Origin of the sequence: Streptomyces sp. NPDC004266 (assembly GCF_042874095.1) — a bacterium.
Classification (GTDB): Bacteria; Actinomycetota; Actinomycetes; order Streptomycetales; family Streptomycetaceae; genus Streptomyces.
This window is the reverse complement of record NZ_JBIAMM010000015.1, coordinates 107,845-131,343: the sequence shown is the minus strand read 5'-3', so window position 1 is coordinate 131,343 and position 23,499 is coordinate 107,845. Positions and strand designations below refer to the sequence as shown.

The 23,499-nt window shown below is 71.8% G+C and carries 17 protein-coding genes and 1 riboswitch; of the genes, 4 read left to right on the top strand and 13 right to left on the bottom strand.

Going from position 1 to position 23,499, the window contains the following annotated elements; genetic code table 11:
- Positions 1–156: 156 nt before the first annotated feature.
- From ACFYUZ_RS30690 to ACFYUZ_RS30680, 3 genes are all read right to left on the bottom strand, one after another.
- The gene (locus tag ACFYUZ_RS30690; RefSeq protein WP_389314691.1) at positions 157–927 is read right to left on the bottom strand and encodes a M23 family metallopeptidase; all 771 of its coding nucleotides are present in this window, start codon (positions 925–927) and stop codon (positions 157–159) included.
- 12 nt (positions 928–939) lie between these two features.
- Positions 940–1,104: riboswitch (cyclic di-AMP (ydaO/yuaA leader) on the bottom strand.
- Positions 1,105–1,305: 201 nt separating this feature from the next.
- Entirely contained in the window at positions 1,306–2,703 is a 1,398-nt protein-coding gene (locus ACFYUZ_RS30685; RefSeq protein WP_389314690.1) for a M16 family metallopeptidase, read from the bottom strand.
- Positions 2,700–4,049, bottom strand: a complete 1,350-nt coding sequence (locus ACFYUZ_RS30680; RefSeq protein WP_389314689.1) for a M16 family metallopeptidase — start codon at positions 4,047–4,049, stop codon at positions 2,700–2,702. The genes ACFYUZ_RS30685 and ACFYUZ_RS30680 overlap by 4 nt, the downstream gene beginning before the upstream one ends.
- Positions 4,050–4,230: 181 nt before the next feature.
- Between ACFYUZ_RS30680 and ACFYUZ_RS30675 the strand changes: the two genes are divergently transcribed.
- Positions 4,231–6,687, top strand: a complete 2,457-nt coding sequence (locus ACFYUZ_RS30675; protein ID WP_389314688.1) for a DNA topoisomerase (ATP-hydrolyzing) subunit A — start codon at positions 4,231–4,233, stop codon at positions 6,685–6,687.
- A 30-nt stretch (positions 6,688–6,717) separates the two neighbouring features.
- Here the strand turns inward: ACFYUZ_RS30675 and ACFYUZ_RS30670 are convergent, their stop codons facing one another.
- Positions 6,718–7,770, bottom strand: coding sequence for a CobW family GTP-binding protein (locus tag ACFYUZ_RS30670; RefSeq protein WP_389314687.1), 1,053 nt, complete (start codon positions 7,768–7,770; stop codon positions 6,718–6,720).
- 110 nt (positions 7,771–7,880) lie between these two features.
- Here ACFYUZ_RS30670 and ACFYUZ_RS30665 point away from each other — a divergent pair, with 110 nt between their 5' ends.
- Positions 7,881–9,602 (top strand): ATP-binding protein, encoded by a 1,722-nt coding sequence (locus ACFYUZ_RS30665; RefSeq protein ID WP_389314686.1) that lies wholly within the window; start codon positions 7,881–7,883, stop codon positions 9,600–9,602.
- A complete protein-coding gene (locus ACFYUZ_RS30660; protein ID WP_389314684.1) occupies positions 9,602–10,291 on the top strand; it encodes a response regulator in 690 nt (229 codons plus the stop codon). The genes ACFYUZ_RS30665 and ACFYUZ_RS30660 overlap by 1 nt, the downstream gene beginning before the upstream one ends.
- A 16-nt stretch (positions 10,292–10,307) precedes the next feature.
- Here the strand turns inward: ACFYUZ_RS30660 and ACFYUZ_RS30655 are convergent, their stop codons facing one another.
- The 5 genes from ACFYUZ_RS30655 to ACFYUZ_RS30635 form a co-directional block, all read right to left on the bottom strand.
- Positions 10,308–11,900, bottom strand: a complete 1,593-nt coding sequence (locus ACFYUZ_RS30655) for a cation acetate symporter (RefSeq protein WP_389314682.1) — start codon at positions 11,898–11,900, stop codon at positions 10,308–10,310.
- A complete protein-coding gene (locus ACFYUZ_RS30650) occupies positions 11,897–12,340 on the bottom strand; it encodes a DUF485 domain-containing protein (protein ID WP_389314680.1) in 444 nt (147 codons plus the stop codon). The genes ACFYUZ_RS30655 and ACFYUZ_RS30650 overlap by 4 nt, the downstream gene beginning before the upstream one ends.
- Before the next feature lie 140 nt (positions 12,341–12,480).
- Positions 12,481–13,308 carry a response regulator gene (locus tag ACFYUZ_RS30645; protein WP_389314846.1) on the bottom strand — a complete coding sequence of 276 codons (828 nt, stop codon included), beginning with the start codon at positions 13,306–13,308 and terminating at the stop codon, positions 12,481–12,483.
- 74 nt (positions 13,309–13,382) lie between these two features.
- The gene (locus ACFYUZ_RS30640; RefSeq protein WP_389314678.1) at positions 13,383–14,633 is read right to left on the bottom strand and encodes a sensor histidine kinase; all 1,251 of its coding nucleotides are present in this window, start codon (positions 14,631–14,633) and stop codon (positions 13,383–13,385) included.
- Positions 14,634–14,730: 97 nt separating this feature from the next.
- A complete protein-coding gene (locus ACFYUZ_RS30635) occupies positions 14,731–16,848 on the bottom strand; it encodes a type IIA DNA topoisomerase subunit B (protein ID WP_389314676.1) in 2,118 nt (705 codons plus the stop codon).
- 433 nt (positions 16,849–17,281) lie between these two features.
- On the opposite strand from ACFYUZ_RS30635, the gene ACFYUZ_RS30630 reads away from it, so the two are divergent.
- A complete protein-coding gene (locus tag ACFYUZ_RS30630) occupies positions 17,282–17,515 on the top strand; it encodes a hypothetical protein (protein ID WP_030687247.1) in 234 nt (77 codons plus the stop codon).
- Positions 17,516–17,714: 199 nt separating this feature from the next.
- Here the strand turns inward: ACFYUZ_RS30630 and ACFYUZ_RS30625 are convergent, their stop codons facing one another.
- From ACFYUZ_RS30625 to ACFYUZ_RS30610, 4 genes are all read right to left on the bottom strand, one after another.
- Positions 17,715–18,533 (bottom strand): S1 family serine peptidase, encoded by an 819-nt coding sequence (locus ACFYUZ_RS30625; protein WP_389314673.1) that lies wholly within the window; start codon positions 18,531–18,533, stop codon positions 17,715–17,717.
- Between the two features lie 143 nt (positions 18,534–18,676).
- Positions 18,677–20,224, bottom strand: coding sequence for an RNA polymerase sigma factor (locus ACFYUZ_RS30620; protein WP_389314671.1), 1,548 nt, complete (start codon positions 20,222–20,224; stop codon positions 18,677–18,679).
- A gap of 378 nt (positions 20,225–20,602) precedes the next feature.
- Entirely contained in the window at positions 20,603–21,490 is an 888-nt protein-coding gene (locus ACFYUZ_RS30615; protein WP_389314669.1) for a FadR/GntR family transcriptional regulator, read from the bottom strand.
- Positions 21,491–21,650: 160 nt separating this feature from the next.
- Positions 21,651–23,468 (bottom strand): ATP-binding cassette domain-containing protein, encoded by a 1,818-nt coding sequence (locus ACFYUZ_RS30610; RefSeq protein ID WP_389314667.1) that lies wholly within the window; start codon positions 23,466–23,468, stop codon positions 21,651–21,653.
- Positions 23,469–23,499: the final 31 nt, after the last annotated feature.

Sequence of the window (23,499 nt, the reverse complement as noted above, 5' to 3'; positions counted from 1 at the left end):
GACAATTCGAGCGGCGCCTGTTCTGCGCCGATCTTCGACTCTATTGCAGCACGCCGGAATTTCCGATGCCCCCACGGAATCCATGGATGTCTTCCGGCCGAAGAAAAGCCCCGGCTCAGTACGAGCCGGGGCTTTTGCGACGCGGTGCGGGCGGGGTCAGACGCTGACGCCGCGGGCGCGGAGGTACGCGATCGGGTTGATGTCCGAGCCGTACTCGGAGCTGGTGCGCGCCTCGAAGTGGAGGTGCGGGCCGGTGGAGTTGCCGGTCGAGCCCGAGATGCCTATCTGCTGGCCCGGCTCGACGGTCTGGCCGACGTAGACCTCGATGGAGGAGAGGTGCCCGTACTGGGTGTACGTGCCGTCGTTCATCCGGATGACGATGTTGTTGCCGTACGCGCCGCCCCAGCCGGCCTCGACGACGGTGCCGGAACCGACGGAGACGACCCGGGTGCCGTAGGCGGCGTGGAAGTCGATGCCGGAGTGGCTGCCGGAGGACCAGAGCGAGCCGCCGGTCTTGTAGCCGGTGGAGACGTACGAGCCGGCGACGGGGAGCTGGAAGGAGGCCAGGCGGCGGCGCTCGGCCTCGCGGGCGGCGCGCTCGCGCTCCAGGCGGATCTCCTTGGCCCGGGCCTCGGCCTTGCGCTTCGCCTCGGCCTTGGCCTTCGCCTTGGCGATGGCCTCGACGGCCTCCTGCTCCTGGGCGGCGGCCTGGGCGTTGAGCGGGTCGACGAGGGAGTCCTCGGTGATCACCTGGGTGAGGCCGGTGTCCTCGACGGAGCGGTTGTCCGTGTCGGCGGCGAGCGCCGGGGAGGCGAGGGTTCCGATGACGCCGGTGGTGGCCAGCGTCGCGACGCCGGCGATGCCCGCGCCGCGGCGCGCCATCCGGCTCGGAGCACGGTGCTTCCCGGTGGCACGGGTGAACGCCATGGAGGAGCTGATCCTTTCCTTCCTTCTCGCCTACCGGGTTAGCTGACGGGTTCGGAGCAGGAAGGTCTCCTACGGGCCCCTCCGTCGAGACGAAGGCGCCCGATTCACCCCAGGGACTGCGTACGGGTCCCCGGCTCCCCAGGCTCGCGCCTGACGGGGACTCGGCGATGACTGTCCGATGCCGCGGTTGCGGCACGTGCAACTGACGAACAGCCGCCCCGACGCTATGCGGGATCGCCTTTCAATCACCAACCAGACGCGCTTTTTGTAAGACATGCCACAGGGCAAACGATCACCCTTGATCCCAATACGGACAAAGAGGAGGACCCCGACGAACTGTGTCGTCGGGGCCCTCCCGTTGTCGTCCCGGAGCCGGAATCAGCCCGTCACGACGGTCACTTCGCCGATGCCGAGCGCACGCACCGGCTCCGCGATCTGCGCCGCGTCACCGACGAGCACGGTGACGAGCCGGTCCACCGGGAAGGCGCTGACCACGGCGGCCGTCGCCTCGACGGTGCCGGTCTCGGCCAGGCGCGCGTACAACTGGGCCTGGAAGTCGTCCGGGAGGTGCTGCTCGACCTGGTCGGCGAGCGTCCCGGCGACCGAGGCGGCCGTCTCGTACTTGAGGGGCGCCACCCCGACGAGGTTCTGCACGGCCGTCTCGCGCTCCGCGTCCGTGAGGCCCTCGGCGGCGAGGACGCGCAGCACCTTCCACAGGTCCTCGAGGGCCGGGCCCGTGTTGGGGGTGTCGACGGACCCGCTGATGGCGAGCATCGCGGCGCCGTTCCCCTCGGCGTCCGAGCGGAGCACCTGGCCGAAGGCCCGCACGCCGTACGTGTAGCCCTTCTCCTCGCGCAGGACCCGGTCCAGACGGGAGGTCAGGGTGCCGCCCAGGCAGTACGTGCCGAGGACCTGGGCCGCCCAGACGCGGTCGTGCCGGTCCGGACCGATCCGGCCGATCAGCAGCTGCGTCTGGACGGCGCCGGGACGGTCCACGATGACGACCCGTCCGGTGTCGTCGGCGGTGATCGGCGGCATCGGGAGCGGCTCGGCCGGCTCACCGGTCCAGGCGCCCAGCGTCTCGGCGAGGACCTTGTCGAGGTCGACCCCGGTCAGGTCGCCGACGACCACCGCGGTGGCCGTGCCCGGCCGGACGTACGCGTCGAAGAAGGCGCGGACGGCGGCGGCGTCGATCGCGGCGACGGTCTCCTCGGTGCCCTGGCGCGGCCGGGACATCCGGGACTCCGCCGGGAACAGCTCCTTGGAGAGCTGCTTGGCCGCGCGGCGCGCCGGGTTGGCCGTCTCGTGCGGGATCTCGTCGAGACGGTTGCGCACCAGGCGCTCGATCTCGGTCTCCAGGAACGCCGGGGCGATGAGGGCCTCGGCGAGCAGACCGAGCGCCTTGGGCAGCCGGGAGACCGGGACCTCCAGGGAGACCCGTACGCCCGGGTGGTCGGCGTGCGCGTCGAGCGTGGCGCCGCAGCGCTCCAGCTCGGCCGCGAACTCCTCGGCGCTGTGCTGGTCGGTGCCCTCGGAGAGCGCGCGGGCCATGATGGTGGCGACACCGTCGAGGCCGGCGGGCTCGGCGTCCAGCGGGGCCGGCAGGAAGACCTCCACGGCGACGACCTGCTGGCCGGGGCGGTGGCTGGTGAGCACGGTCAGACCGTTGTCCAGCCTGCCGCGGTCCGGGGCCGGGAAGGCCCACGGCCTGGCGGCGCCCGGCTGGGGCTGCGGATGGAAGTCCATGCTGGTCAAAGACACGGCAGCGTCGGTCACTGGTCCGCTCCCTCTTCCTCGTCGCCGTTCTCGCTCTGCTCGGTCGCCAGGGGCTCGTAGACGAGCACCGCGCGGTTGTCGGGGCGCAGCTTGGCCGCGGCGACCGCCCGCACCTCCTCGGCGGTGACGGCCAGGACGCGGTCGACGGCGGTCAGGGCGAGCTGCGGGTCTCCGAAGAGGACGGCGAACCGGCACAGTTCGTCGGCGCGGCCGGCGACGGTGCCGAGCCGGTCCAGCCACTCGCGCTCCAACTGGGCCTGCGCGCGCTCCATCTCCTCGGGCGTGGGGCCCTCCTCGGCGAACCGGGCCAGCTCCTCGTCGACGGCCGCCTCGATCTGCGGGACCTCGACGCCCCCGGAGGTCTTGACGTCCAGCCAGCCCAGCGAGGGCGCCCCGGCGAGCCGCAGCAGGCCGAAGCCGGCGGCGACGGCCGTGCGGTCACGGCGGACCAGGCGGTTGTGCAGGCGGGAGGACTCCCCGCCGCCCAGGACCGTCAGGGCCAGGTCGGCGGCGTCGCACTCGCGCGTGCCGTCGTGCGGCAGCCGGTAGGCGGCCATCAGCGCGCGCGCCGGGACCTCCTCCTCGACGACCTCGCGCAGCTGCTCGCCGATGACCTCGGGCAGCTCGCCGGAGCGCGGCTCGGGCTTGCCGTCGTGGGCGGGGATGGAGCCGAAGTACTTCTCGACCCACGCGAGCGTCTGCGCCGGGTCGATGTCGCCGACGACGGACAGCACCGCGTTGTTCGGGGCGTAGTACGTGCGGAAGAAGTTCCGCGCGTCCTCCAGGGTGGCCGCGTCCAGGTCGGCCATGGAGCCGATCGGCGTGTGGTGGTAGGGGTGGCCCTCCGGGTAGGCCAGGGCGGTCAGCCTCTCGAAGGCCGTGCCGTACGGCACGTTGTCGTAGCGCTGGCGGCGCTCGTTCTTGACGACGTCCCGCTGGTTCTCCATGGACTCGTCGTCCAGGGCGGCGAGCAGCGAGCCCATGCGGTCGGCCTCCAGCCAGAGCGCGAGCTCCAGCTGGTGCGTGGGCATGGTCTCGAAGTAGTTGGTGCGCTCGAAGCTCGTCGTGCCGTTGAGCGAGCCGCCGGCGCCCTGCACCAGCTCGAAGTGGCCGTTCCCGTGCACCTGCTTCGAGCCCTGGAACATCAGGTGCTCGAAGAGGTGGGCGAGGCCCGTGCGGCCCTTGACCTCGTGACGCGAGCCGACGTCGTACCAGAGGCAGACCGCGGCGACCGGGGTCAGGTGGTCCTCGGAGAGCACCACGCGCAGGCCGTTCGCCAACCGGTGCTCGGTCGCTGTCAGGCCGCCGGAGCCGGCCTCGGCCGTGGCCGTGTGACCCATGGGCATGTACGTCCCTTCGATCGCGATGTGAAAAAGTCCTGCCACTGTATGCAAGCGCGCCGACACCTGGCGAAGTTCCCGACCCTTCGTGATGTCCCTCTTCCGGGTCGCGGTCGGCGTTGTCGGTGGCACGGTCCACAATGGTCCGCGTCAGATCAACCTTGTTGGTGAAGGAGCCGCAGCCGCGATGGCCCGCCGCAGCACGAAGACACCGCCGCCGGACGACGCGTTCGAGGAGCGAATCCTCGACATCGACGTCGTCGACGAGATGCAGGGCTCCTTCCTCGAGTACGCGTACTCGGTGATCTACTCGCGCGCCCTCCCCGACGCCCGCGACGGCATGAAGCCCGTCCAGCGGCGCATCGTCTACCAGATGGGCGAGATGGGGCTCCGCCCCGACCGCGGCTTCGTCAAGTGCGCCCGTGTCGTCGGCGAGGTGATGGGCAAGCTCCACCCGCACGGCGACGCGTCGATCTACGACGCGATGGTCCGCATGGCGCAGCCCTTCTCCATGCGCCTCCCCCTCGTCGACGGCCACGGGAACTTCGGCTCCCTGGGCAACGACGACCCGCCGGCCGCCATGCGGTACACCGAGTCGCGGATGGCCCCGGCCGCGCTCCTCATGACCGAGTCCATCGACGAGGACACGGTCGACTTCGCGCCGAACTACGACGGCCAGGAGCAGGAGCCGGTGGCGCTCCCCGCCGCCTACCCGAACCTGCTGGTCAACGGCGCGTCCGGGATCGCGGTCGGCATGGCGACGAACATGCCCCCGCACAACCTCGGCGAGGTCGTCGCGGCCGCCCGCCACCTGATCCGCCACCCGAACGCCGACCTCGAGACGCTGATGCGCTTCGTGCCCGGCCCCGACCTGCCCACCGGCGGCCGGATCGTCGGCCTCTCCGGCATCAAGGACGCGTACGAGTCGGGCCGCGGCTCCTTCAAGATCCGCGCCACCGCGACCGTGGAGACCGTGACGGCGCGCCGCAAGGGCATCGTCGTGACCGAGCTGCCCTTCACGGTGGGCCCCGAGAAGGTCGTCTCCAAGATCAAGGACCTGGTCGGCTCCAAGAAGCTCCAGGGCATCGCGGACGTCAAGGACCTCACCGACCGCAGCCACGGCCTGCGTCTGGTCATCGAGATCAAGAACGGCTTCGTGCCCGAGGCGGTCCTGGAGCAGCTCTACAAGCTGACGCCGATGGAGGAGTCCTTCGGCATCAACAACGTGGCGCTGGTCGACGGACAGCCGCTCACCCTCGGTCTCAAGGAGCTCCTGGAGGTCTACCTCGACCACCGCTTCGAGGTGGTCCGGCGCCGCTCCGAGTTCCGCCGCACCAAGAAGCGCGACCGGCTCCACCTGGTCGAGGGCCTCCTCGTCGCGCTGCTCGACATCGACGAGGTCATCCGGCTCATCCGGGAGAGCGAGAACTCCGCCCAGGCCAAGGAGCGCCTGATGGAGCGCTTCTCGCTGAGCGAGATCCAGACGCAGTACATCCTGGACACCCCGCTGCGCCGCCTCACCAAGTTCGACCGCCTGGAGCTGGAGACCGAGCGCGACCGGCTCAACGGCGAGATCGACGAGCTGACCGGCATCCTCGAATCCGACGCGGAGCTGCGCAAGCTGGTCTCGGCGGAGCTGGCGGGCGTCGCCAAGAAGTTCGCCACGGACCGGCGGACGGTCCTCCTGGAGTCGGCGGGCGCGCCCGTCGCGGCCGTGTCCCTGGAGGTCGCGGACGACCCGTGCCGGGTGCTGCTCTCCTCGACGGGCCTGCTGGCCCGGACGGTGACCGAGCACCTCCCGCCCGCGGAGGACGGCAAGCGGTCCAAGCACGACGTGATCGTCTCGACGGTCGCGGCCACCCAGCGCGGTGACGTCGGCGTGGTGACCTCGGCCGGCCGGCTGCTGCGCCTCGCGGTGATCGACCTGCCGCAGCTCCCGGACACCGCGAGCGCCCCGAACCTGGCGGGCGGCGCGCCGCTGTCGGAGTTCCTCTCCCTGGAGGCGGACGAGACGGTGGTCTGCCTGACCACGCTGGAGGAGTCCTCACCGGGCCTCGCCCTCGGCACGCTGCAGGGCGTGGTGAAGCGCGTGGTGCCGGACTACCCGGCGAACAAGGACGAGCTGGAGGTCATCACCCTCAAGGACGGTGACCGGATCGTCGGCGCGACGGAGCTGCGGACGGGCGAGGAGGACCTGGTCTTCATCACCTCCGACGCCCAGTTGTTGCGCTACCAGGCCTCGCAGGTGCGGCCCCAGGGCCGTCCGGCGGGCGGCATGGCGGGCATCAAGCTCGCCGCGGGCGCCGAGGTGATCTCGTTCACGGCCGTCGACCCGGCGGCCGACGCCGTGGTCTTCACCGTCGCGGGCTCCACGGGCACCCTGGACTCCTCGGCGGGGACGTCGGCGAAGCTGACCCCCTTCGACCAGTACCCGCGCAAGGGCCGCGCGACCGGCGGTGTCCGCTGCCAGCGCTTCCTGAAGGGCGAGGACGTCCTCACCTTCGCCTGGGCGGGCGCCACCCCGGCCCGCGCCGCCCAGAAGACCGGCACCCCGGTGGAGCTGCCCGAGGCGGACCCCCGCCGCGACGGTTCGGGCACTCCCCTTCCGAAGCCGGTCGACGTGGTGGCGGGCCCGGCGCTCTAGGACCCGCCCGCGGCCCGGGCCGGACGCGTCCTAGGACGCGTCCGGCTCCTCCTCCGTCCGCTGTACGTACCGCAGGACGCCCCACATGCCGTGCTCGTCGGGGGCGTCCTGCGGGCCGTTCAGCTCGCAGGAGGCGAGTTCCTTGCGCAGGGCGGGCGCGTCGATGCCGGAGCCGATCAGCACGAGCTGGGTGAGGCGCTCCTCGCCGGCGGGCCAGGGCTCGGGGTAGAAGCGCAGGAAGCGGCCGACGGCGTGCACACCGTAGCGGTTGTCCGGATCGGCGGGGCCGAGGTCGACGAAGCCCTTGATCCGGTAGAGGCCCTCGGGGCGGGAGTCGAGGAAGGCCATGAGGCGGCGCGGGTGCAGCGGCGTCGTGGCCGTCACCGAGAGGCTCTCGTAGGCCGCGTGCGGATGGGCGTCACCGGCCTCCTCGGAGCCGTACAGGATGTCCTCGATCGACATCTGGCCCTCGATCTCGCCCTCCGGTACGACCCGGTCGAAGAGCAGCTCCGGGTCGACGCGCCCGTGGGAGGCCTCGACGACGGCGGCGCGCCCGGCGAGCCCGGTCACCGTCTCCCGGACGCTCCGCAGCTCGTCCGGGGCCACCCGGTCCGCCTTGTTGACGACGACGAGGTCGGCGAGGCCGAGGTGCCGGTCGGTCCCGGGGTGCCGCTGCCGGGTGGCCGCGAACTCGGACGCGTCGACGACCTGGACGAGCCCTCCGTACACGACCCGGTCGTTCTCGCTGGCCAGCACCATGCGGACCAGCTCCTCCGGCTCCGCGAGCCCGCTCGCCTCGATCACGATCACGTCCAGCCGGGACTCGGGCCGGGTCAGGACCTCCAGGTACTCGTCGAGCTCGCCGGCGTCGACGGCGCAGCACAGGCAGCCGTTGCCGAGGGAGACGGTGGAGCCGACCTGGCCGGCGACGGTCATCGCGTCGATGCCGATGTCACCGAAGTCGTTGACCATGACCCCGATCCGGGTGCCCCGGGCGCTGCGCAGCAGATGGTTGAGGAGCGTGGTCTTCCCTGCCCCGAGAAACCCGGCCAGGACGACGACGGGGATCTGCTGCGTGCTCAAGGGACGTGCCTCCATTCCTTCGCGTCCCACGGGCGTGGGAAACCCCCAGAATAGGCGTCCGTTCCGTCACCGTTTCCGGTCCCGGGCCGCCTCCCCTTACCGTTTCCGGCATGAGCCCCGCACAGACCCGCCCCCCGCGCCCCGGCGCGCGCCGTCGACGGTTCGGGTGGCCGCAGCGGGTGTTCTCCCAGGTCCTGCTGATGCAACTGGCCATCGCGACCGGTGTGACCGTCCTCGCCACCGGCCTCTTCCTCGCCCCGCTGAGCGCCCAGCTCGACGACCAGGCCATGCGGCGGGCCCTGGCCATCGCCGGCACCACCGCGTCGCCCCGGCTCGCCGCGGACCTCACCGGCGGCCCGCCGTCCGCGCGGGGCCCGGTCCAGACCGAGGCGGAGCGGATCAGGATCTCCACGGGCGCCGAGTACGTCGTGGTCATGGACACCCACGGGGTGCGCTGGTCGCACACCGACCCCGCCGAGATCGGCAGGGTGGTCTCCACGGACCCGAGCAGCGCCCTCGCCGGTCACGAGGTGATGGAGATCGACAGCGGCACCCTGGGCCGCTCGGCGCGCGGCAAGGTGCCGCTGCGGGACGCCGACGGGCGGATCGTCGGCGCGGTCTCCGTCGGCATCGAGTACGACAGCGTCCGCGACCGGCTCCTCGCCGCCATCCCCGGCCTCCTCGCCTACGCGGGCGGTGCGCTCGCCGCCGGGGCGCTCGCGGCCTATCTGATCTCCCGGCGGCTCCAGCGGCAGACCCACGACCTGGCCTTCTCCGACATCTCCGCCCTGCTCGCCGAGCGCGAGGCTATGCTGCACGGCATCCGCGAGGGCGTCGTGGCCCTCGACCGGAACGGCTCCGTACGGCTCATGAACGACGAGGCGCAGCGCCTCCTCGGCCTCGGCCGCGAGGCCGAGGGCCGACCGCTCGACGAGGTCCTCGGCGCCGGCCGGACCGCCGACGTCCTCGCGGGCCGGGTGACCGGCGAGGACCTGCTCACCGTCCGGGGACACCGGGTGCTGATCGCCAACCGGATGCCCACGGACGACGGCGGCGCGGTGGCGACCCTCCGGGACCGCACCGAGCTGGAACGCCTCGGACGCGAGCTCGACTCCACCCGGGGCCTGATCGACGCGCTCCGCGCCCAGGACCACGAGCACGCCAACCGGCTGCACACCCTCCTCGGCCTCCTGGAGCTGGAGATGCACGAGGAGGCGGTCGAGTTCGTCACGGAGGTGGTCGGCGTGCACCGGGCCACCGCCGAGCAGGTCACGGAGAAGGTCCACGACCCGCTCCTCGCCGCGCTCCTCGTCGGGAAGGCGACCGTCGCCGCCGAGCGGGGCGTCTCGCTGCGGCTCGCGCCCGACTCCCTGCTGCCGGACCGGCTCGTCGACCCGCGCGAACTGGTCACCGTCGTCGGCAACCTGGTCGACAACGCCCTGGACGCCGTCGCCGGCACTCCCGGCGGCCGTATCGAGGTCTCCTTCCGCGCCGAGGGCCGTACGGTGGTGCTGCGGGTCTCGGACAGCGGCCCGGGCGTCCCGGAGGACCGCCGCGAGCTGATCTTCACCGAGGGCTGGACGACGAAGGCGCTGCCGTCCCACGGCAAGCGCGGACTCGGCCTCGCCCTGGTGCACCGGCTCGCCGAGCGCCGGGGCGGCACAGCCGAGGTGGCCGACGGCGCCGAGGGCGGCGCCGTGTTCACGGTCGTCCTCCCGGACGCCCTGACCGACCCGGAGTCCGCCGACCCGGAGTCCGCCGACCCGGGGTCCGCCACCCCAGAGCCCACCGTCCCGGCGTCCTCCGTCCCGGCGTCCTCCGAGGAGGCGTGATGATCGACGTGCTCGTGGTGGACGACGACGTGCGGGTCGCGCGGATCAACGCCGCCTACGTCGCCAAGGTGCCCGGCTTCCGGGTCGTCGCCCTCGCCCACTCGACCGCCGAGGCGCTCGCCGCCCTGGACGGCCGGCCGGTCGACCTCGTCCTCCTGGACCACTACCTCCCCGACGAGAACGGACTCGCGGCGGTGCGGGAGCTCCGCGCGCGCGGCCACCAGTGCGACGTGATCATGGTGACGGCGGCTCGTGACGTGGCCACCGTGCAGTCGGCGATGCGACACGGGGCGCTGCAGTACCTGGTCAAGCCGTTCAACTTCGCCGGGCTCCGCGCCAAGCTGGAGGCGTACGCGACGCTCCGTCGCACCCTGGAGACCGGCGGCGAGGCGGAGCAGGCCGAGGTGGACCGGATCTTCGGGGTCCTGTCGGCCGGCGCCGTCGCCCCCGACCTGCCCAAGGGCCACTCCCCCACCACGGCCGAGGTGGTCCGGCAGGTGCTGCTCGCCGCCGACGGCCCGCTGTCCGCGCAGGAGATCGCCGAGCGGGCCGGCGTCAGCCGCCAGACCGCACAGCGCTACCTCAAGCTCCTGGAGCGCACCGGCCGGGTGCGCCTCTCCCTCCGATACGGCGAGACGGGCCGCCCCGAGCACCGATACGCCTGGGCGAGCTCACCGCCCACCGGCTGACGCCCGCCCGGGGCGGTCAGACGGCACCCGCCCCCGTCAGGGAGCGCACCTCGGTCTCCGCGTGCCGGGCCTCGTCGGGCGGCTCGGACGAGGTGACCGTACCGATCCATCCGGCCAGGAAGCCGAGCGGGACGGAGACCACGCCCGGGTTCTGCAGCGGGAAGAGGTGGAAGTCGACGCCCGGGAACAGCGATTCCGGGCTGCCCGAGACGACCGGGGAGACCAGGACGAGCAGCACCGCGGGGATCAGGCCGCCGTACACCGACCAGACCGCGCCCCGGGTGGTGAACTTCCGCCAGAACAGCGAGTAGAGCAGCACCGGCAGATTGGCGGAGGCCGCGACCGCGAAGGCCAGGCCGACGAGGAAGGCCACGTTGAGGTCGCGGGCGAGCAGTCCGAGGCCGATGGCGGCCGCCCCGATCCCGGCGGCGGCGACCCTGGCCACGGCCACCTCGCTGTACTGCTTCGCGTGCCGACGGCGCAGCGAGGCGTACAGGTCGTGGGCGACGGAGGCCGAGGAGGCCAGCGTGATCCCCGCGACGACGGCGAGGATGGTCGCGAAGGCGACGGCGGCGACGACCGCGAAGAGCACGATGCCGCCGGTGGAGCCCTCGCCGCCGCCGAGGTCGAGGGCGAGCAGCGGCACGGCGGTGTTCCCAGAGGCGTTGGACGCGCGGACCTCGTCGGGGCCGATCAGCGCGGCCGCCCCGAAGCCGAGCACGATGGTCATCAGGTAGAAGCTGCCGATGAGCCCGATGGACCAGACGACGGAGCGACGGGCGGCGCGGGCGGTCGGCACGGTGTAGAAGCGCGACAGGATGTGCGGCAGCCCCGCCGTGCCCAGGACGAGGGCGAGCCCGAGGCTGATGAAGTCGAGGCGGGCCGTCCAGTCCCCGCCGTAGCGCAGCCCGGGCGCGAGGAAGCCCGCACCGTGCCCGCTGCGCTCGGCCGCGGTGGAGAGCAGGCTGTTCACGTCGCCGTGGAACCGGAGCAGGACGAGGACGGTGAGCGCGACCGTGCCCGCCATGAGCAGGACCGCCTTGACGATCTGGATCCACGTGGTGGCCCGCATGCCGCCGAGCGTCACGTAGATCACCATCAGCGCGCCCACACCGATCACCGTCCACGAGCGCGCGGCCTCGCTGGAACCGCCGAGCAGCAGCGCCACCAGGCTCCCCGCACCCACCATCTGGGCCACGAGGTAGAGCACGGAGACGGCCACCGAGGACGTTCCGGCGGCGATCCGCACCGGCCGCTCCGCCATCCGCGCGGCGACGACGTCGGCCAGTGTGAACCGCCCGCAGTTGCGCACCAGTTCGGCGACCAGCAGGAGCACGAGCAGCCAGGCGACGAGGAAGCCGACGGAGTACAGCATGCCGTCGTAGCCGTAGAGCGCGATCAGCCCGGAGATGCCCAGGAAGGAGGCCGCGGACATGTAGTCCCCGGCGATGGCGAACCCGTTCTCCAGAGGGGAGAACAGTCGCCCTCCGGCGTAGAACTCCTCCGCCGAACCGCGCCGGTGGCGGCCCACCCAGGTGGTGATCCCCAGCGTCACGGCGACGAACACGCTGAACAGCACGAGCGCCAGGCTCTGATGGCTTCCGGTCACGGCTGCACCACCCCTCGGGTCATCTCCTGGGTGTCCCAGCGCAGTTCCAGCGCGGCCCGGTCCCTGCGCAGCCGTGCATGACGCGCGTACGCCCAGGTCAACAGGAAGGTGGTGAGGAACTGCCCGAGCCCCGCGACCATCGCGACGTTGACCGCTCCGGCCACCGGCCGCGCCATCAGCCCGGGTGCGACGGTCGCCGCGACCACATAGGCGAGGTACCACAGGAGGAACGCCAGGGTGGCAGGGAAGACGAACCGGCGGTAGCGGCCACGCACTTCCTGGAAGGCGGGACTCCGCTGGACTTCCAGGTAGATCTCCGCCGCGCTGTGGACCCGCTGCCTCGGCACCGCGTCGGGGCGTCCGTCGCCGGCCGCCCCGGCCGCCGCCTCGCCGCTCCCACCGGAAGCCGTCGCGTCGTACCAGGGGTCGTCGACCGCCATCGCCGTAGCGTCGCGCCCCTCTTGCCTGTCCACCTGCTCCACCGACCAACTCTCCTTGTCAGCGAACCGTTTCGGCCGCGTGCCCAAGGATGGACAGAGCGGGAACATCCCGGACTCTTCTCCCCCCTCTCTTCACCCCATCAGGTGACTCTTCTCCCAGGCGCCCTGACCAGACCGTGCTGATATGCGTACCGCACGGCCTGGGCACGGTCGCGCACCCCGGTCTTGGCGAAGAGGTTGTTGATATGGGTCTTCACCGTGGCCGTGGAGATCCGCAGCCGCCCCGCGATCTCCGCGTTGGACAGCCCGTCCGCGACCAGCGCGAGCACTTCCGTCTCCCGCTCGGTCAGACCGTCGGCGTACGGCCCGGACGAGCCGCCCGCCCCCGGCGCCACCCCAGGGCCCCCGTCCATCGCCGACCACGCCCCGGATCCGGTCCCGGGACCAGTCCGCCCGCCCCGTTCGCCCTGCCCCTCCCGACCACTGCGGCCCTCCCGGTCTTCCCCGTCCTCCCTGTCGCCCCCGTCCTCCCTGTCGCCCCCGTCCTCCCTGTCGTCCCTGGCCTCCCGGTCGTCCCTGGCCTCCCGGTCGTCCCTGGCCTCCCGGTCGATCAGCCGCTCCAGGAGTCGCCGCTGTACGGAGGGCGAGAGCCCGGCCCGCCCGTCGATCACGTCCCGCACGGCCCGCGCGATCTCCTCCCCGCCGGCGTCCTTGGTGAGGTAACCCCGCGCCCCGGCCCGCAGCGCCGGGAACAGCGAGTCGTCGTCGGCGTAGGTGGTGAGCACGACGACCTCCGTCCCGGGGTGCCGGTCGCGAATCCGACGGGTGGCCTCGACGCCGTCGCAGCGGGGCATCCGCAGATCCATCAGGACGACGTCGGGAGCGAGCTCGGCCGTGAGCGCGACCGCCTCTTCCCCGTCCCGGGCCGACCCGACGACCTCGATCCCGGGAAGCAGACCCAGCAGCATCACGATCCCCTCCCGCACGACGGCCTGGTCGTCGGCGACGACGACTCGTGCGACCCGGTCGCCGTTCGCGGCGCTCACGCCGGCACCCGCAGCCGCACCGTGAATCCCGGTCCCTCGTGCCCCGCGTCCAGGCTGCCGCCGAGCAGCTCGGCCCGCTCCCTCATGCCGAGCAGTCCGTATCCGGAGCCGGAGGCCCCGAGCTCCTCCGCCACCGGCGCCCCGTCGACCGTCCGGGGCGGCCCGGAGTCGCGTATCTCCAGGGAGACCTCGCCCGTCCCGTAGGAGAACCGGATCCTGGTCCGGGCGCCCGGCGCGTGCTTGCGGATATTGGTGAGGGCCTCCTGTGCGACCCGCCGCACCGCCTGCGAGGCCTCGGCGGGCAGGTCCCGGCGCTCGCCGGTGACATCGACCTCGGCCCGGTCCTCCCGCGCCAGCTCCCGCAGATAGTCCTCGACCGGCGCCATGTCGCCGCGCAGGGCCGAGAGTGCGTGACGGGTCTCGGCGAGTCCCTCTCTGGCCATGGAACGGGCCGAGGTCACGAGCTTGAGGATCTCCGAGCGGTCCGCTCCGGCCTCGATCTGGAGCCGTGCGACCTCCAGGTGCACCATCTGGGCGGAGAGGCTGTGCGCGAGCACGTCATGTATCTCCCGGGCGATCCTGGCCCGTTCGGCGAGCGCCGCCGAGGCGGCCTCCGCCTCCCGGGCGAGCCGCTCCTGGGCGAGCAGCTGGAACCCGGCCCCCCGTGCCTCGGCGTCCAGCCGGAGCGAGTAGCCGGCGAGCAGCACGGCCGCCGTGGTGAGACCGGCCCCGACGATCCCCGTCTCGTCGGCCTCCACGAACCCGGCCACGAGGACCACCACGGTGGCCAGTCCCACGGGGAGGGGCAGTCTCTCCATCGCCATGATCGAGACGACGATCCAGATCACCGTCGCGGGCGTCGGAGCGCCTGCCGCATAGGCACCGAGGCCGCAGAGCGCGATCCCGGCGAGCAGTCCCAGCGAGGCCGCCAGACGATGGTCCAGGGTCGTGTGGTGATACCGCAGCGCCGCGGCCACACACAGCCCGAACCCCAGCGGAGGCAAGAGCGCGTACCAGCCGTCGAACGCGCCCGAGGTGTAGCAGCCGCTCACCACCAGGACGCTCAGGCCCGCGATCATGGTGTGGTCGAGGACGATCCGTCCCCGGGGCACACCGACGCGGGTGAGCGCCTCCCGCGAGGGCCAGGAGCGCCAGGAAGCGCCGCGCGGCCGCCTCTCGCCGATCTGTTCGCCCGTACTCGTACCCGTACTCGCGCTCGCGAGTCCTGGGTCGCGCTTCCCGATCATGTCCGTCTCCCTCCGACACTTCGATGCTACGGAGAGTAGGCGCCGCTGTGATCGGCCCGTGGGTGGAGCGTGTGGCTCCACCCACGGGTGGAGAGGCTCAGGCGTCGATGCGCGAGCGGTCGAGCGTCGCCGCCGAGCCGGTGATGAACTCCTTGCGGGGTGCCACGTCGTTGCCCATGAGGAGGTCGAAGACCTGCTCCGCCGCGTCCAGGTCGCCGATGTTGATCCGGCGCAGGGTGCGGTGGCGCGGATCCATCGTGGTCTCCGCGAGCTGGTCGGCGTCCATCTCGCCCAGACCCTTGTAGCGCTGGATGGCGTCCTTGTAGCGGACCCCCTTGCGCTGGAACTCCAGCAGGGTCTGCCGCAGCTCGTTGTCCGAGTACGTGTAGACGTACTTGTCCTGGCCCCTCTTGGGCTGGACGAGCTCGATCCGGTGCAGCGGCGGCACCGCGGCGAAGACCCGGCCCTGCTCGACCATGGGCCGCATGTAGCGCTGGAAGAGCGTGAGCAGCAGGGTGCGGATGTGGGAGCCGTCGACGTCGGCGTCGGTCATCATGATGACCTTGCCGTACCGGGCGGCGTCGATGTCGAAGGTGCGGCCCGAGCCCGCTCCTATGACCTGGATGATCGCGCCGCACTCGGCGTTCTTCAGCATGTCCGAGACGGACGACTTCTGGACGTTGAGGATCTTTCCGCGGATCGGCAGCAGGGCCTGGAACTCGCTGTTCCGGGCGAGCTTGGCCGTACCGAGGGCCGAGTCCCCCTCGACGATGAAGAGCTCGCTGCGCTCCACGTCGTCACTGCGGCAGTCCGCGAGCTTGGCCGGCAGCGAGGAGGACTCGAGCGCGGTCTTCCTGCGCTGCGCCTCCTTGTGCTGCCGGGCCGCGATCCGGGTCCGCGCCGCGGCGACGGCCTTCTCGAGCACGGCGCGGGCCTGCGCCTTGGCGTCCCGCTTGGTGGAGGTGAGGAAGGCCTTGAGCTCCTTGGCCACCACGTTCGCCACGATCCGGCGGGCGGCGGAGGTACCGAGGACCTCTTTGGTCTGCCCCTCGAACTGCGGCTCGGCGAGGCGGACCGTCACGACGGCCGTGAGTCCCTCCAGAGCGTCGTCCTTGACGATGTCGTCCTCGGCGACACGCAGCATCTTGGCCGAGCGCAGGACCTCGTTCACCGTCTTGGTGACGGCCTGCTCGAAGCCCGAGACGTGGGTGCCGCCCTTGGGGGTGGCGATGATGTTGACGAAGGACTTGACCGTGGTGTCGTAGCCGGTGCCCCAGCGCAGGGCGACGTCGACGGCGAGCTCGCGGGTGACCTCGGTCGGGGTCATGTGGCCGCGCTCGTCGAGGACCGGGACGGTCTCCTTGAAGGTGCCCTGTCCGGTGAGGCGCTGGATGTCGCAGACGGCCTTGTCCTGGGCGAGGTACTCGCAGAACTCGCTGATGCCGCCGTCGAAGCGGAAGGTCTCCTCGCTCTTGCCGACGCCGGCCAGGTCCCGCTCGTCGCGGACGACGATGGTGAGGCCCGGGACGAGGAAGGCGGTCTGCCGGGCGCGCTGGTGGAGCGTCTCCAGGGAGAGCTTGGCGTCCTTGAGGAAGATCTGCCGGTCCGCCCAGTAGCGGACGCGCGTGCCGGTGCGGGTCTTGGGGACGCGCTTGCCCTTGACGAGGCCGTTGGCCGGGTCGAAGGGGCTGTCGGGGCCCGGCTCGGTGAAGATGCCGGGGACGCCACGACGGAAGGAGATCGAGTGGGTCGCGCTGTTCCGGTCGACCTCGACGTCGAGGCGGGCCGACAGGGCGTTGACGACGGAGGCGCCGACGCCGTGCAGACCACCGGAGGCCGCGTACGACCCGCCGCCGAACTTTCCGCCGGCGTGCAGCTTGGTCATGACGACCTCGACGCCGGAGAGACCGGTCTTCGGCTCGACGTCGACCGGGATGCCCCGGCCGTTGTCCCGGACCTCGACGGAGCCGTCGTCGTGGAGGATGACCTCGATGTGGTCGCAGTAGCCGCCGAGGGCCTCGTCGACCGAGTTGTCGATGATCTCCCAGATGCAGTGCATCAGACCGCGGCTGTCGGTGGACCCGATGTACATGCCGGGGCGCTTGCGGACCGCTTCGAGCCCTTCGAGTACGAGCAGGTGCCGAGCGGTGTAATTGGAACCGTCACGGTCTGCGGTCAGCAGCGCACTGGACGGCACGGACGTCTCGGCGGTCACGCGGTTCGCTCCTCGCTGAATTTGAAATCTGGCCCGGTGGGGTAAGGCCCGGCGTCGGTCACCGCTCAGAGGGTACCGATGCCTGGTAGAGCCGTTGTAACGCCACCCACCCTGATTCCTCATGCTAGTCCAGACTCGCATGGATGTTCGATCCCTCGATGGGGTGACGTGAACATCACGTTCCCTTCCAGGCATGAACCATTTAGGCTCCGGGCACGTCCTCATGAACAACCGGCAACCCGGCCGGGAGGGCTGACCGACACAAGCAACGCGAAATCCGTAGAGCGACGCAATACGGCTCATTCGCCGCCAACCGGCAGCAGACAGCCGCCTTGGGAAGAAGTTTCAAGGAAAAGGCACGAGCGGGAACGTTTTCGGCCTGGTTGGATGTTGACCCTGGTACGACAGCTCGTCGAGCTAGAGAAGAGGCGACGTGACTACTGTTCTGACCCCCGCGAGCCCCCTGACGGCCGCTGACCGTTGCGACCGCTGCGGCGCCCAGGCATACCTGCGCGTCGTTCTGACCAGCGGAGGTGACTTGCTCTTCTGCGCCCACCACGGTCGCAAGTTCGAGCCGGAACTCAAGAAGATCGCCGTTGAGATACAGGATGAGACGGACCGGCTCACGGACGTGCCGGCCCGCACGATGGGCGAAGACCACGCCTGACGCCATCCACGACGAGCCCAGGGCCGGTCGCTGACCGGACGACGGGCGGTCGCGCCACGCGTTCCGCGTGGGTGACCGCCCGTTCTCGTACCCGACGCCCTTCCGCCCCCGGCGGAATAGGCGTCCCCTGCTCCGGCGGAATCGGCGTTCTGCCCCCTCCTCCGAATTCAGGGCGCATCCGCGCCCGTCCTCCGAGGCGTCAGAAGTGCGCCGGGAGGACCGCGGAGACCCGCGTGTAGACGCCCGGGTTCTCCGCCTGCCCGCAGCCGCTCCCCCAGGACACGAGGCCGACGAGGAGCCCCTTGGCCACCAGCGGTCCTCCGCTGTCCCCCTGGCACGCGTCCTTCCCGCCCTGCGGGTCGCCGGCGCACAGCATCGTCCCGCGCTGGTAGTGGACGCCGAAACCGCCCGGATACGCCCGCTCGCACGCCGTGTCCGGCAGCACCTGGACGGGCGCCGTCCGCAGCGCGGAGGCGTAGGACCCGTTCCCTGTCGTGTCGCCCCAGCCGTAGACGTCCGCCTCCGTCCCGGGCGCGTACGCCGCGTCTCCCGACCGGGCGACGCCGATCACGTACGACTGCGGCAGCGCGCTCACCAGCGTCAGCACGGCCAGATCACCCGAGTTGGTCGTCGGGTCGTAGTCGGGGTTGATCCAGGTGTCGGAGATCCGGACCTCCGTCCCCTCCTGTCCGCGCAGCGCCGCGCGACCGGCGATGACCACGAAGTCGCGCACCTCCCAGGGCTCCCCGCCGAGCACCTCACGGCCCAGGCAGTGGGCCGCCGTGAGCACCTTGGTCGGCGCGACGACCACACCCCCGCAGAACTGACCCGCCCGCGTACCCCCGAACCGGTCACGGCTGGACAGCGCCACGACCCACGGCGCTTCCGCGATCCGGGCCGGCTGCCCGCCCACCACGACGCTGTCGGCGGCCACGGGACCGGCGGTGGCGAGCTGTCCCGCCGCCGCGGCGGCCAGGCCCAGTGCGCCCGTCAATGCTCGGGTGAGGAAACCACGCATGGAGCCTCCTGACTCTCGGGTGATGTCGGCTCACCCAGCGTCCAACACGCGTCCCCACCGTGCACCCGCGCAAAGCCGGAGGGCCCGGCTCCCCCTCTCGGGGAACCGGGCCCTTCCGTGTGTCGCCGCGCGCCTCGTACGGATCAGTCGAGGTAGTCGCGCAGGACCTGCGAGCGCGACGGGTGACGGAGCTTCGACATCGTCTTCGACTCGATCTGGCGGATCCGCTCCCGCGTCACGCCGTAGACCTTGCCGATCTCGTCCAGCGTCTTCGGCTGGCCGTCGGTGAGGCCGAAGCGCATGGAGACGACGCCCGCCTCACGCTCGGAGAGGGTGTCGAGGACGGAGTGCAGCTGCTCCTGGAGCAGCGTGAAGCTAACCGCGTCGGCCGGCACGACCGCCTCGGAGTCCTCGATGAGGTCGCCGAACTCGCTGTCGCCGTCCTCACCCAGCGGGGTGTGGAGGGAGATCGGCTCACGGCCGTACTTCTGGACCTCGATGACCTTCTCGGGGGTCATGTCGAGCTCCTTGGCCAGCTCCTCCGGGGTGGGCTCACGGCCCAGGTCCTGGAGCATCTGGCGCTGCACGCGCGCGAGCTTGTTGATGACCTCGACCATGTGCACCGGGATGCGGATGGTGCGGGCCTGGTCGGCCATGGCGCGGGTGATCGCCTGACGGATCCACCAGGTGGCGTACGTGGAGAACTTGTAGCCCTTGGTGTAGTCGAACTTCTCGACGGCGCGGATCAGACCCAGGTTGCCTTCCTGGATCAGGTCCAGGAAGAGCATGCCGCGGCCGGTGTAGCGCTTGGCCAGCGAGACCACCAGACGGAGGTTGGCCTCCAGGAGGTGGTTCTTGGCCCGGCGGCCGTCCTCGGCGATGATCTCCAGCTCGCGCTTGAGCTTCGGAGCCAGCTTGTCCGAGTTCGCCAGCTTGTCCTCGGCGAACAGACCGGCCTCGATGCGCTTGGCGAGCTCGACCTCCTGCTCGGCGTTGAGCAGCGGGACCTTGCCGATCTGCTTGAGGTAGTCCTTGACCGGGTCGGCGGTGGCGCCGGCGACGGCGACCTGCTGCGCCGGAGCGTCGTCCTCGTCCTCGTCGGACAGGACGAAGCCCTTGCTCTCGCCCTCGGTCTCCTCGTCCTCGCCCTTGCCGGGCGCGACGTCCTCGAGGAGCTCCTCGCCCTCGATGAGCTCGTCGGCGTCCTTCTTGGACGTGGTCTTCTTGGCCGCCGTCTTCTTGGCGACGGTCTTCTTGGCGACCGCCTTCTTGGCGACGGTCTTCTTCGCGGCCGCCTTCTTGGCGGGGGATCCGGCCTCGTCGGCCGGGTCGGCGCCCTCGGCCGTGGGGGCCGTGGAGGCCGAGACGGTGCTCTTCGTCACGGTCGTCCTGGCAGTGACGGTCTTGGTGGCGGTGCGCTTGGCCGGGCTCTTCGCTGCGACGCTCTTGCGGGCGCGCTTCGGCGACTCCGCTGCACTGACCATCAGCGTCACACCCTCTTCCTCGAGGATCTGATTGAGGCTGCGCAGAACATTCTTCCACTGGGTTGGCGGAATCTGGTCGGCTTCGAAGGCCCGACGCACGTCATCGCCGGCGATCTGCCCATCAGCCTTTCCCCGCTCGATGAGCGCCATCACAGACTCGGACTCGGCGATCTCCGGCGGGAGCGTACGGGATGTGCTGGCCGACACGAACAACCTCTCGGAACGATGGAAACGGCTTCCGGCCCCGCCCTGGATCGGGCTGGAGCCGACGACCGTCGACGGGGAATGTGTCGACGGCGCGGGCTGGGCCGGGGAACTGCACAGCGCCTCCGTCGGCTGCTGTATTCCTTCCTCGGCTGTCACCTCTTAGGTCATCGCACGGCTCGGAGGAGTGTTACGCCCAATCTTCGTGGCCCGAGTCACACCCCATTTGCGACGAAACGGCCAGGGCGGATGATCCCCGCACATTCCGCGCCGCCGGAACCCGGGCGCCGTCCGGGGATCCCCTGCCGGGCCCCAGGTGGCGCCCGGAACCCGGCGGCACGCGGTGCGCGCGCCTCCGCACTCCCGACCACGGCCCGCGGGTCAGTGTTCGCGAGGGGCGGGGACGACGCGCTCCACCTCGGGGTGGACGGTGAGCAGCTGCCGCATGGCGCTCTCGGCTCCGTGGGCGTCCCCGGTGGCGAGCGCGTCCACGATCCGGGCGTGGTGGCCCAGGCAGGCCTCGCTCGGCCGGTCGCAACCGGTGACGGGGCCGCCGGAGACCTGGAGGGCGGCGGCGACGATGCCGGACAGGTGCTCCAGCATGCGGTTCCCGGCCAGCTGGATCAGGAGGGAGTGGAACTCGGTGTCGGCCCGCGAGAAGGTGATGCCGTCGCCCTGGGCGAACGCGTGCCCCATGATCTCGACCATGTCGGCGAGGCGCTGCTGCACGTCCTCGCGGCCGTGTCCGGCGGCCAGGCGGGCGGCCAGGGGCTCGATCGTCCACCGCAGCTCGTTCAGCTCGCGGCGCTGGTCGTCGCGCTGCGGGCCGAAGGCGCGCCATTCGATGATGTCCGGGTCGAGGAGGTTCCAGTCACTGACGGGCCTGACCCGCGTACCGACGTTCGGGCGGGCGCTGACGAGTCCCTTCGCCTCCAGGACGCGCAGCGACTCGCGCACGACGGTGCGCGAGACCTCGAACCGCTGGCCGATCTCCTCGGGGACGAGCGGACGGTCGGCCCCGAGATCGCCGGAGACGATCATCTGGCCGAGCTGCTGGACGAGCTGCCCGTGCAGTCCGCGGCCCCGGTTTCCGGCGGGCCGGCGGCCGACTCGACCCAGGTCGGTGTCCACTCCCTCCCAGGAGGGCGGGCTCACGCGGCCGGTGGCGGGCGCCTCCGGGTAGGGGTAGCGGTCGAGATCGCCCGGGGCGCCGAGGCCGGAGTCGACGGGGCGGGCGGCGGTCATCATGGTGTGCGCAAGGGTACTCACGCATCCTTTGTCGGCGTTGCCTCCGTGACCCTTGAGGTCTTTGGTGAAAAGCACACGAAAGGGTGATCGGCACCCGCTACACAATTGACGATTAATTGGACATTTGCGACATATTCCAAGGTAGTTGACGGGGAAGCGGAGCCTTTCGGTCACCAAGTGATCACCAACGGGCCTTACGGCGAAGGCCCGTGAACACATAGGCGCAGAGCAACCCTGTCAACGTCAACGAGAGCGCCACTCCCGCGGGCTGACCGACCACTCGCAGCACCCCCGCGAGCCACCGGTCCAGGGCCGGGGACCACTGCGGTCCGGCGAACTCGCGCAGCCGCGCCGGGAGTCCGGCCGCCGATCGCACCGACGGCCCCGTCAGTACCTTCTGCAACAGCGGAACGAAGGCGACGGGCACCGCCAGCACCGCCGCCACCCCGGCCGCGGCGGCCCGGAACACCCCGGCGCCGAGCACCCCCGCCCACGCGCAGCCGACGACCAGGCCCAGCCAACTCGAGCAGAGAGTGGGCCAGTTCCGTGGTACGGGAACCAACTCGGCGCCGTAGACGAACCGCAGCGCCCCCAGGTCGACCCCCGCCACGAGCGCCCCCAGCACCAGGGCGACGACCGCGGCCACGGCGAGCTTCGCGAGCAGCAGGCCCGGCCTGCGGGGGACGGCCCCGCGCCCGGTGGTGAGTGCGGGATAGCGGTACTCCTCGCCGAAGGAGAAGGCCCCGAGCAGCCCGGCCCCGAGGGCCGCGGGCGGCAGCGGGGAGAGCGGGGGCCAGCCGGCGACCACGGCGGGCAGCTCGGCTCGGCCGCCGCGGCCGAGGAGCAGGGCGAGCGTCACGGAGACGAGCAGGACGGCGGCCACGACGAGCGGAGTGGAGGGCACGCCCAGGAGGCGGTGGAGCTCGTACCGCAGGGGACGCAGGGGTGAGCGTGCGGGCCGCCGCGCGGCGCCTCGGCGCCCGCCCGGGACCTCCCGGCCCGCGTCACCGGGCGGCTGCCCGGCGCCCTCCGACGCGACGGCACGGGTTCCGGGGGCTCCCGCCTCCTCGCCCTCCCGCACGCTCCGCACCTGCCCGGCGACGCCGCCGCGACCGGTGCCGGCGCCGCCGTCGCCTCCCCTCTCGTCGGCGAGCCGGTGGATCGGTACGCCGTGCCGGAAGGCGGTGTCGCCGACGGCCGCGCAGTCGCTCCCGTAGACGGAGAGGCGACTGCCGCCCTCGGCGACCACTTCGACGGGACGGCGGGCCGCTCTGGCCTCCTGGGTGACGGCCGCGGCCAAGCGCGCGGCGTGCGGGGTCCTGACGACGACCCGGGGGCGCAGGCGGGTTCGGGCGAACTCGACGGCGTCCTGGTCCGCGACGAGCCGGCCGCCGTCGAGGGTGACGACGCGGTCGGCGTTGCCGGCCGCGTCCTTGGGGTCCTCCGTGGTGTACAGCACGGTTCCCCCCTCGGCGGCGTGTGCGCGCAGCAGCTCGTGGAGCCACGCGCGCTCGGGTACGGAGAGCCCCGCGGCCGGCTCGTCGAGCAGCAGGGTGTGGGGGGTGCCCAACAGGGCCGCGGCGAGACCGAGTCGACGGTCCGCGCCGATCGGGAGGGTGCCGATCCGCCGGCGTTCCAGGCCGGTGAGGCCCACGGTCCGCACCAGTTCGTCGGCGCGCGCGGCGGGAACTCCCGTGGCGGCGCAGAGCATCCGCAGCTGCCCCCGGAGCGTGCGGGAGGGGTGCCCGGGGACGTCGCCGAGGAGCACGCCGACCTCGCGAGGCGGGTGGGCGATGCGGTGCAGCGGCCGACCCCGGAAGTAGGTGACTCCACGGCCCGGCTCGAGTTCGAGCATGAGCCGGAGGGCGGTGGTCTTGCCGGACCCCCGGGGGCCGAGGAGGGCGGTCACGGCGCCCGGCCGGGCCTCGAAGGTCAGATCGTCCACGGCGGGCGGGCGATCGCGGCGGGGAGTGCTGGTCAGTCCGATTGCCTGGAGCATCGCTTCTCTCGCGGTAGGTGACACCGCTCCG

Bases quoted from the DNA above. Each gene is read 5' to 3' on its own strand.
- ACFYUZ_RS30650 (WP_389314680.1), bottom strand. From the start codon at position 12,340: ATGGCGGTCGACGACCCCTGGTACGACGCGACGGCTTCCGGTGGGAGC.
- ACFYUZ_RS30640 (WP_389314678.1), bottom strand. From the start codon at position 14,633: ATGATCGGGAAGCGCGACCCAGGACTCGCGAGCGCGAGTACGGGTACG.
- ACFYUZ_RS30645 (WP_389314846.1), bottom strand. From the start codon at position 13,308: ATGCTGCTGGGTCTGCTTCCCGGGATCGAGGTCGTCGGGTCGGCCCGG.
- ACFYUZ_RS30660 (WP_389314684.1), top strand. From the start codon at position 9,602: ATGATCGACGTGCTCGTGGTGGACGACGACGTGCGGGTCGCGCGGATC.
- ACFYUZ_RS30665 (WP_389314686.1), top strand. From the start codon at position 7,881: ATGAGCCCCGCACAGACCCGCCCCCCGCGCCCCGGCGCGCGCCGTCGA.
- ACFYUZ_RS30610 (WP_389314667.1), bottom strand. From the start codon at position 23,468: ATGCTCCAGGCAATCGGACTGACCAGCACTCCCCGCCGCGATCGCCCG.
- ACFYUZ_RS30690 (WP_389314691.1), bottom strand. From the start codon at position 927: ATGGCGTTCACCCGTGCCACCGGGAAGCACCGTGCTCCGAGCCGGATG.
- ACFYUZ_RS30625 (WP_389314673.1), bottom strand. From the start codon at position 18,533: ATGCGTGGTTTCCTCACCCGAGCATTGACGGGCGCACTGGGCCTGGCC.
- ACFYUZ_RS30680 (WP_389314689.1), bottom strand. From the start codon at position 4,049: ATGCCCATGGGTCACACGGCCACGGCCGAGGCCGGCTCCGGCGGCCTG.
- ACFYUZ_RS30675 (WP_389314688.1), top strand. From the start codon at position 4,231: ATGGCCCGCCGCAGCACGAAGACACCGCCGCCGGACGACGCGTTCGAG.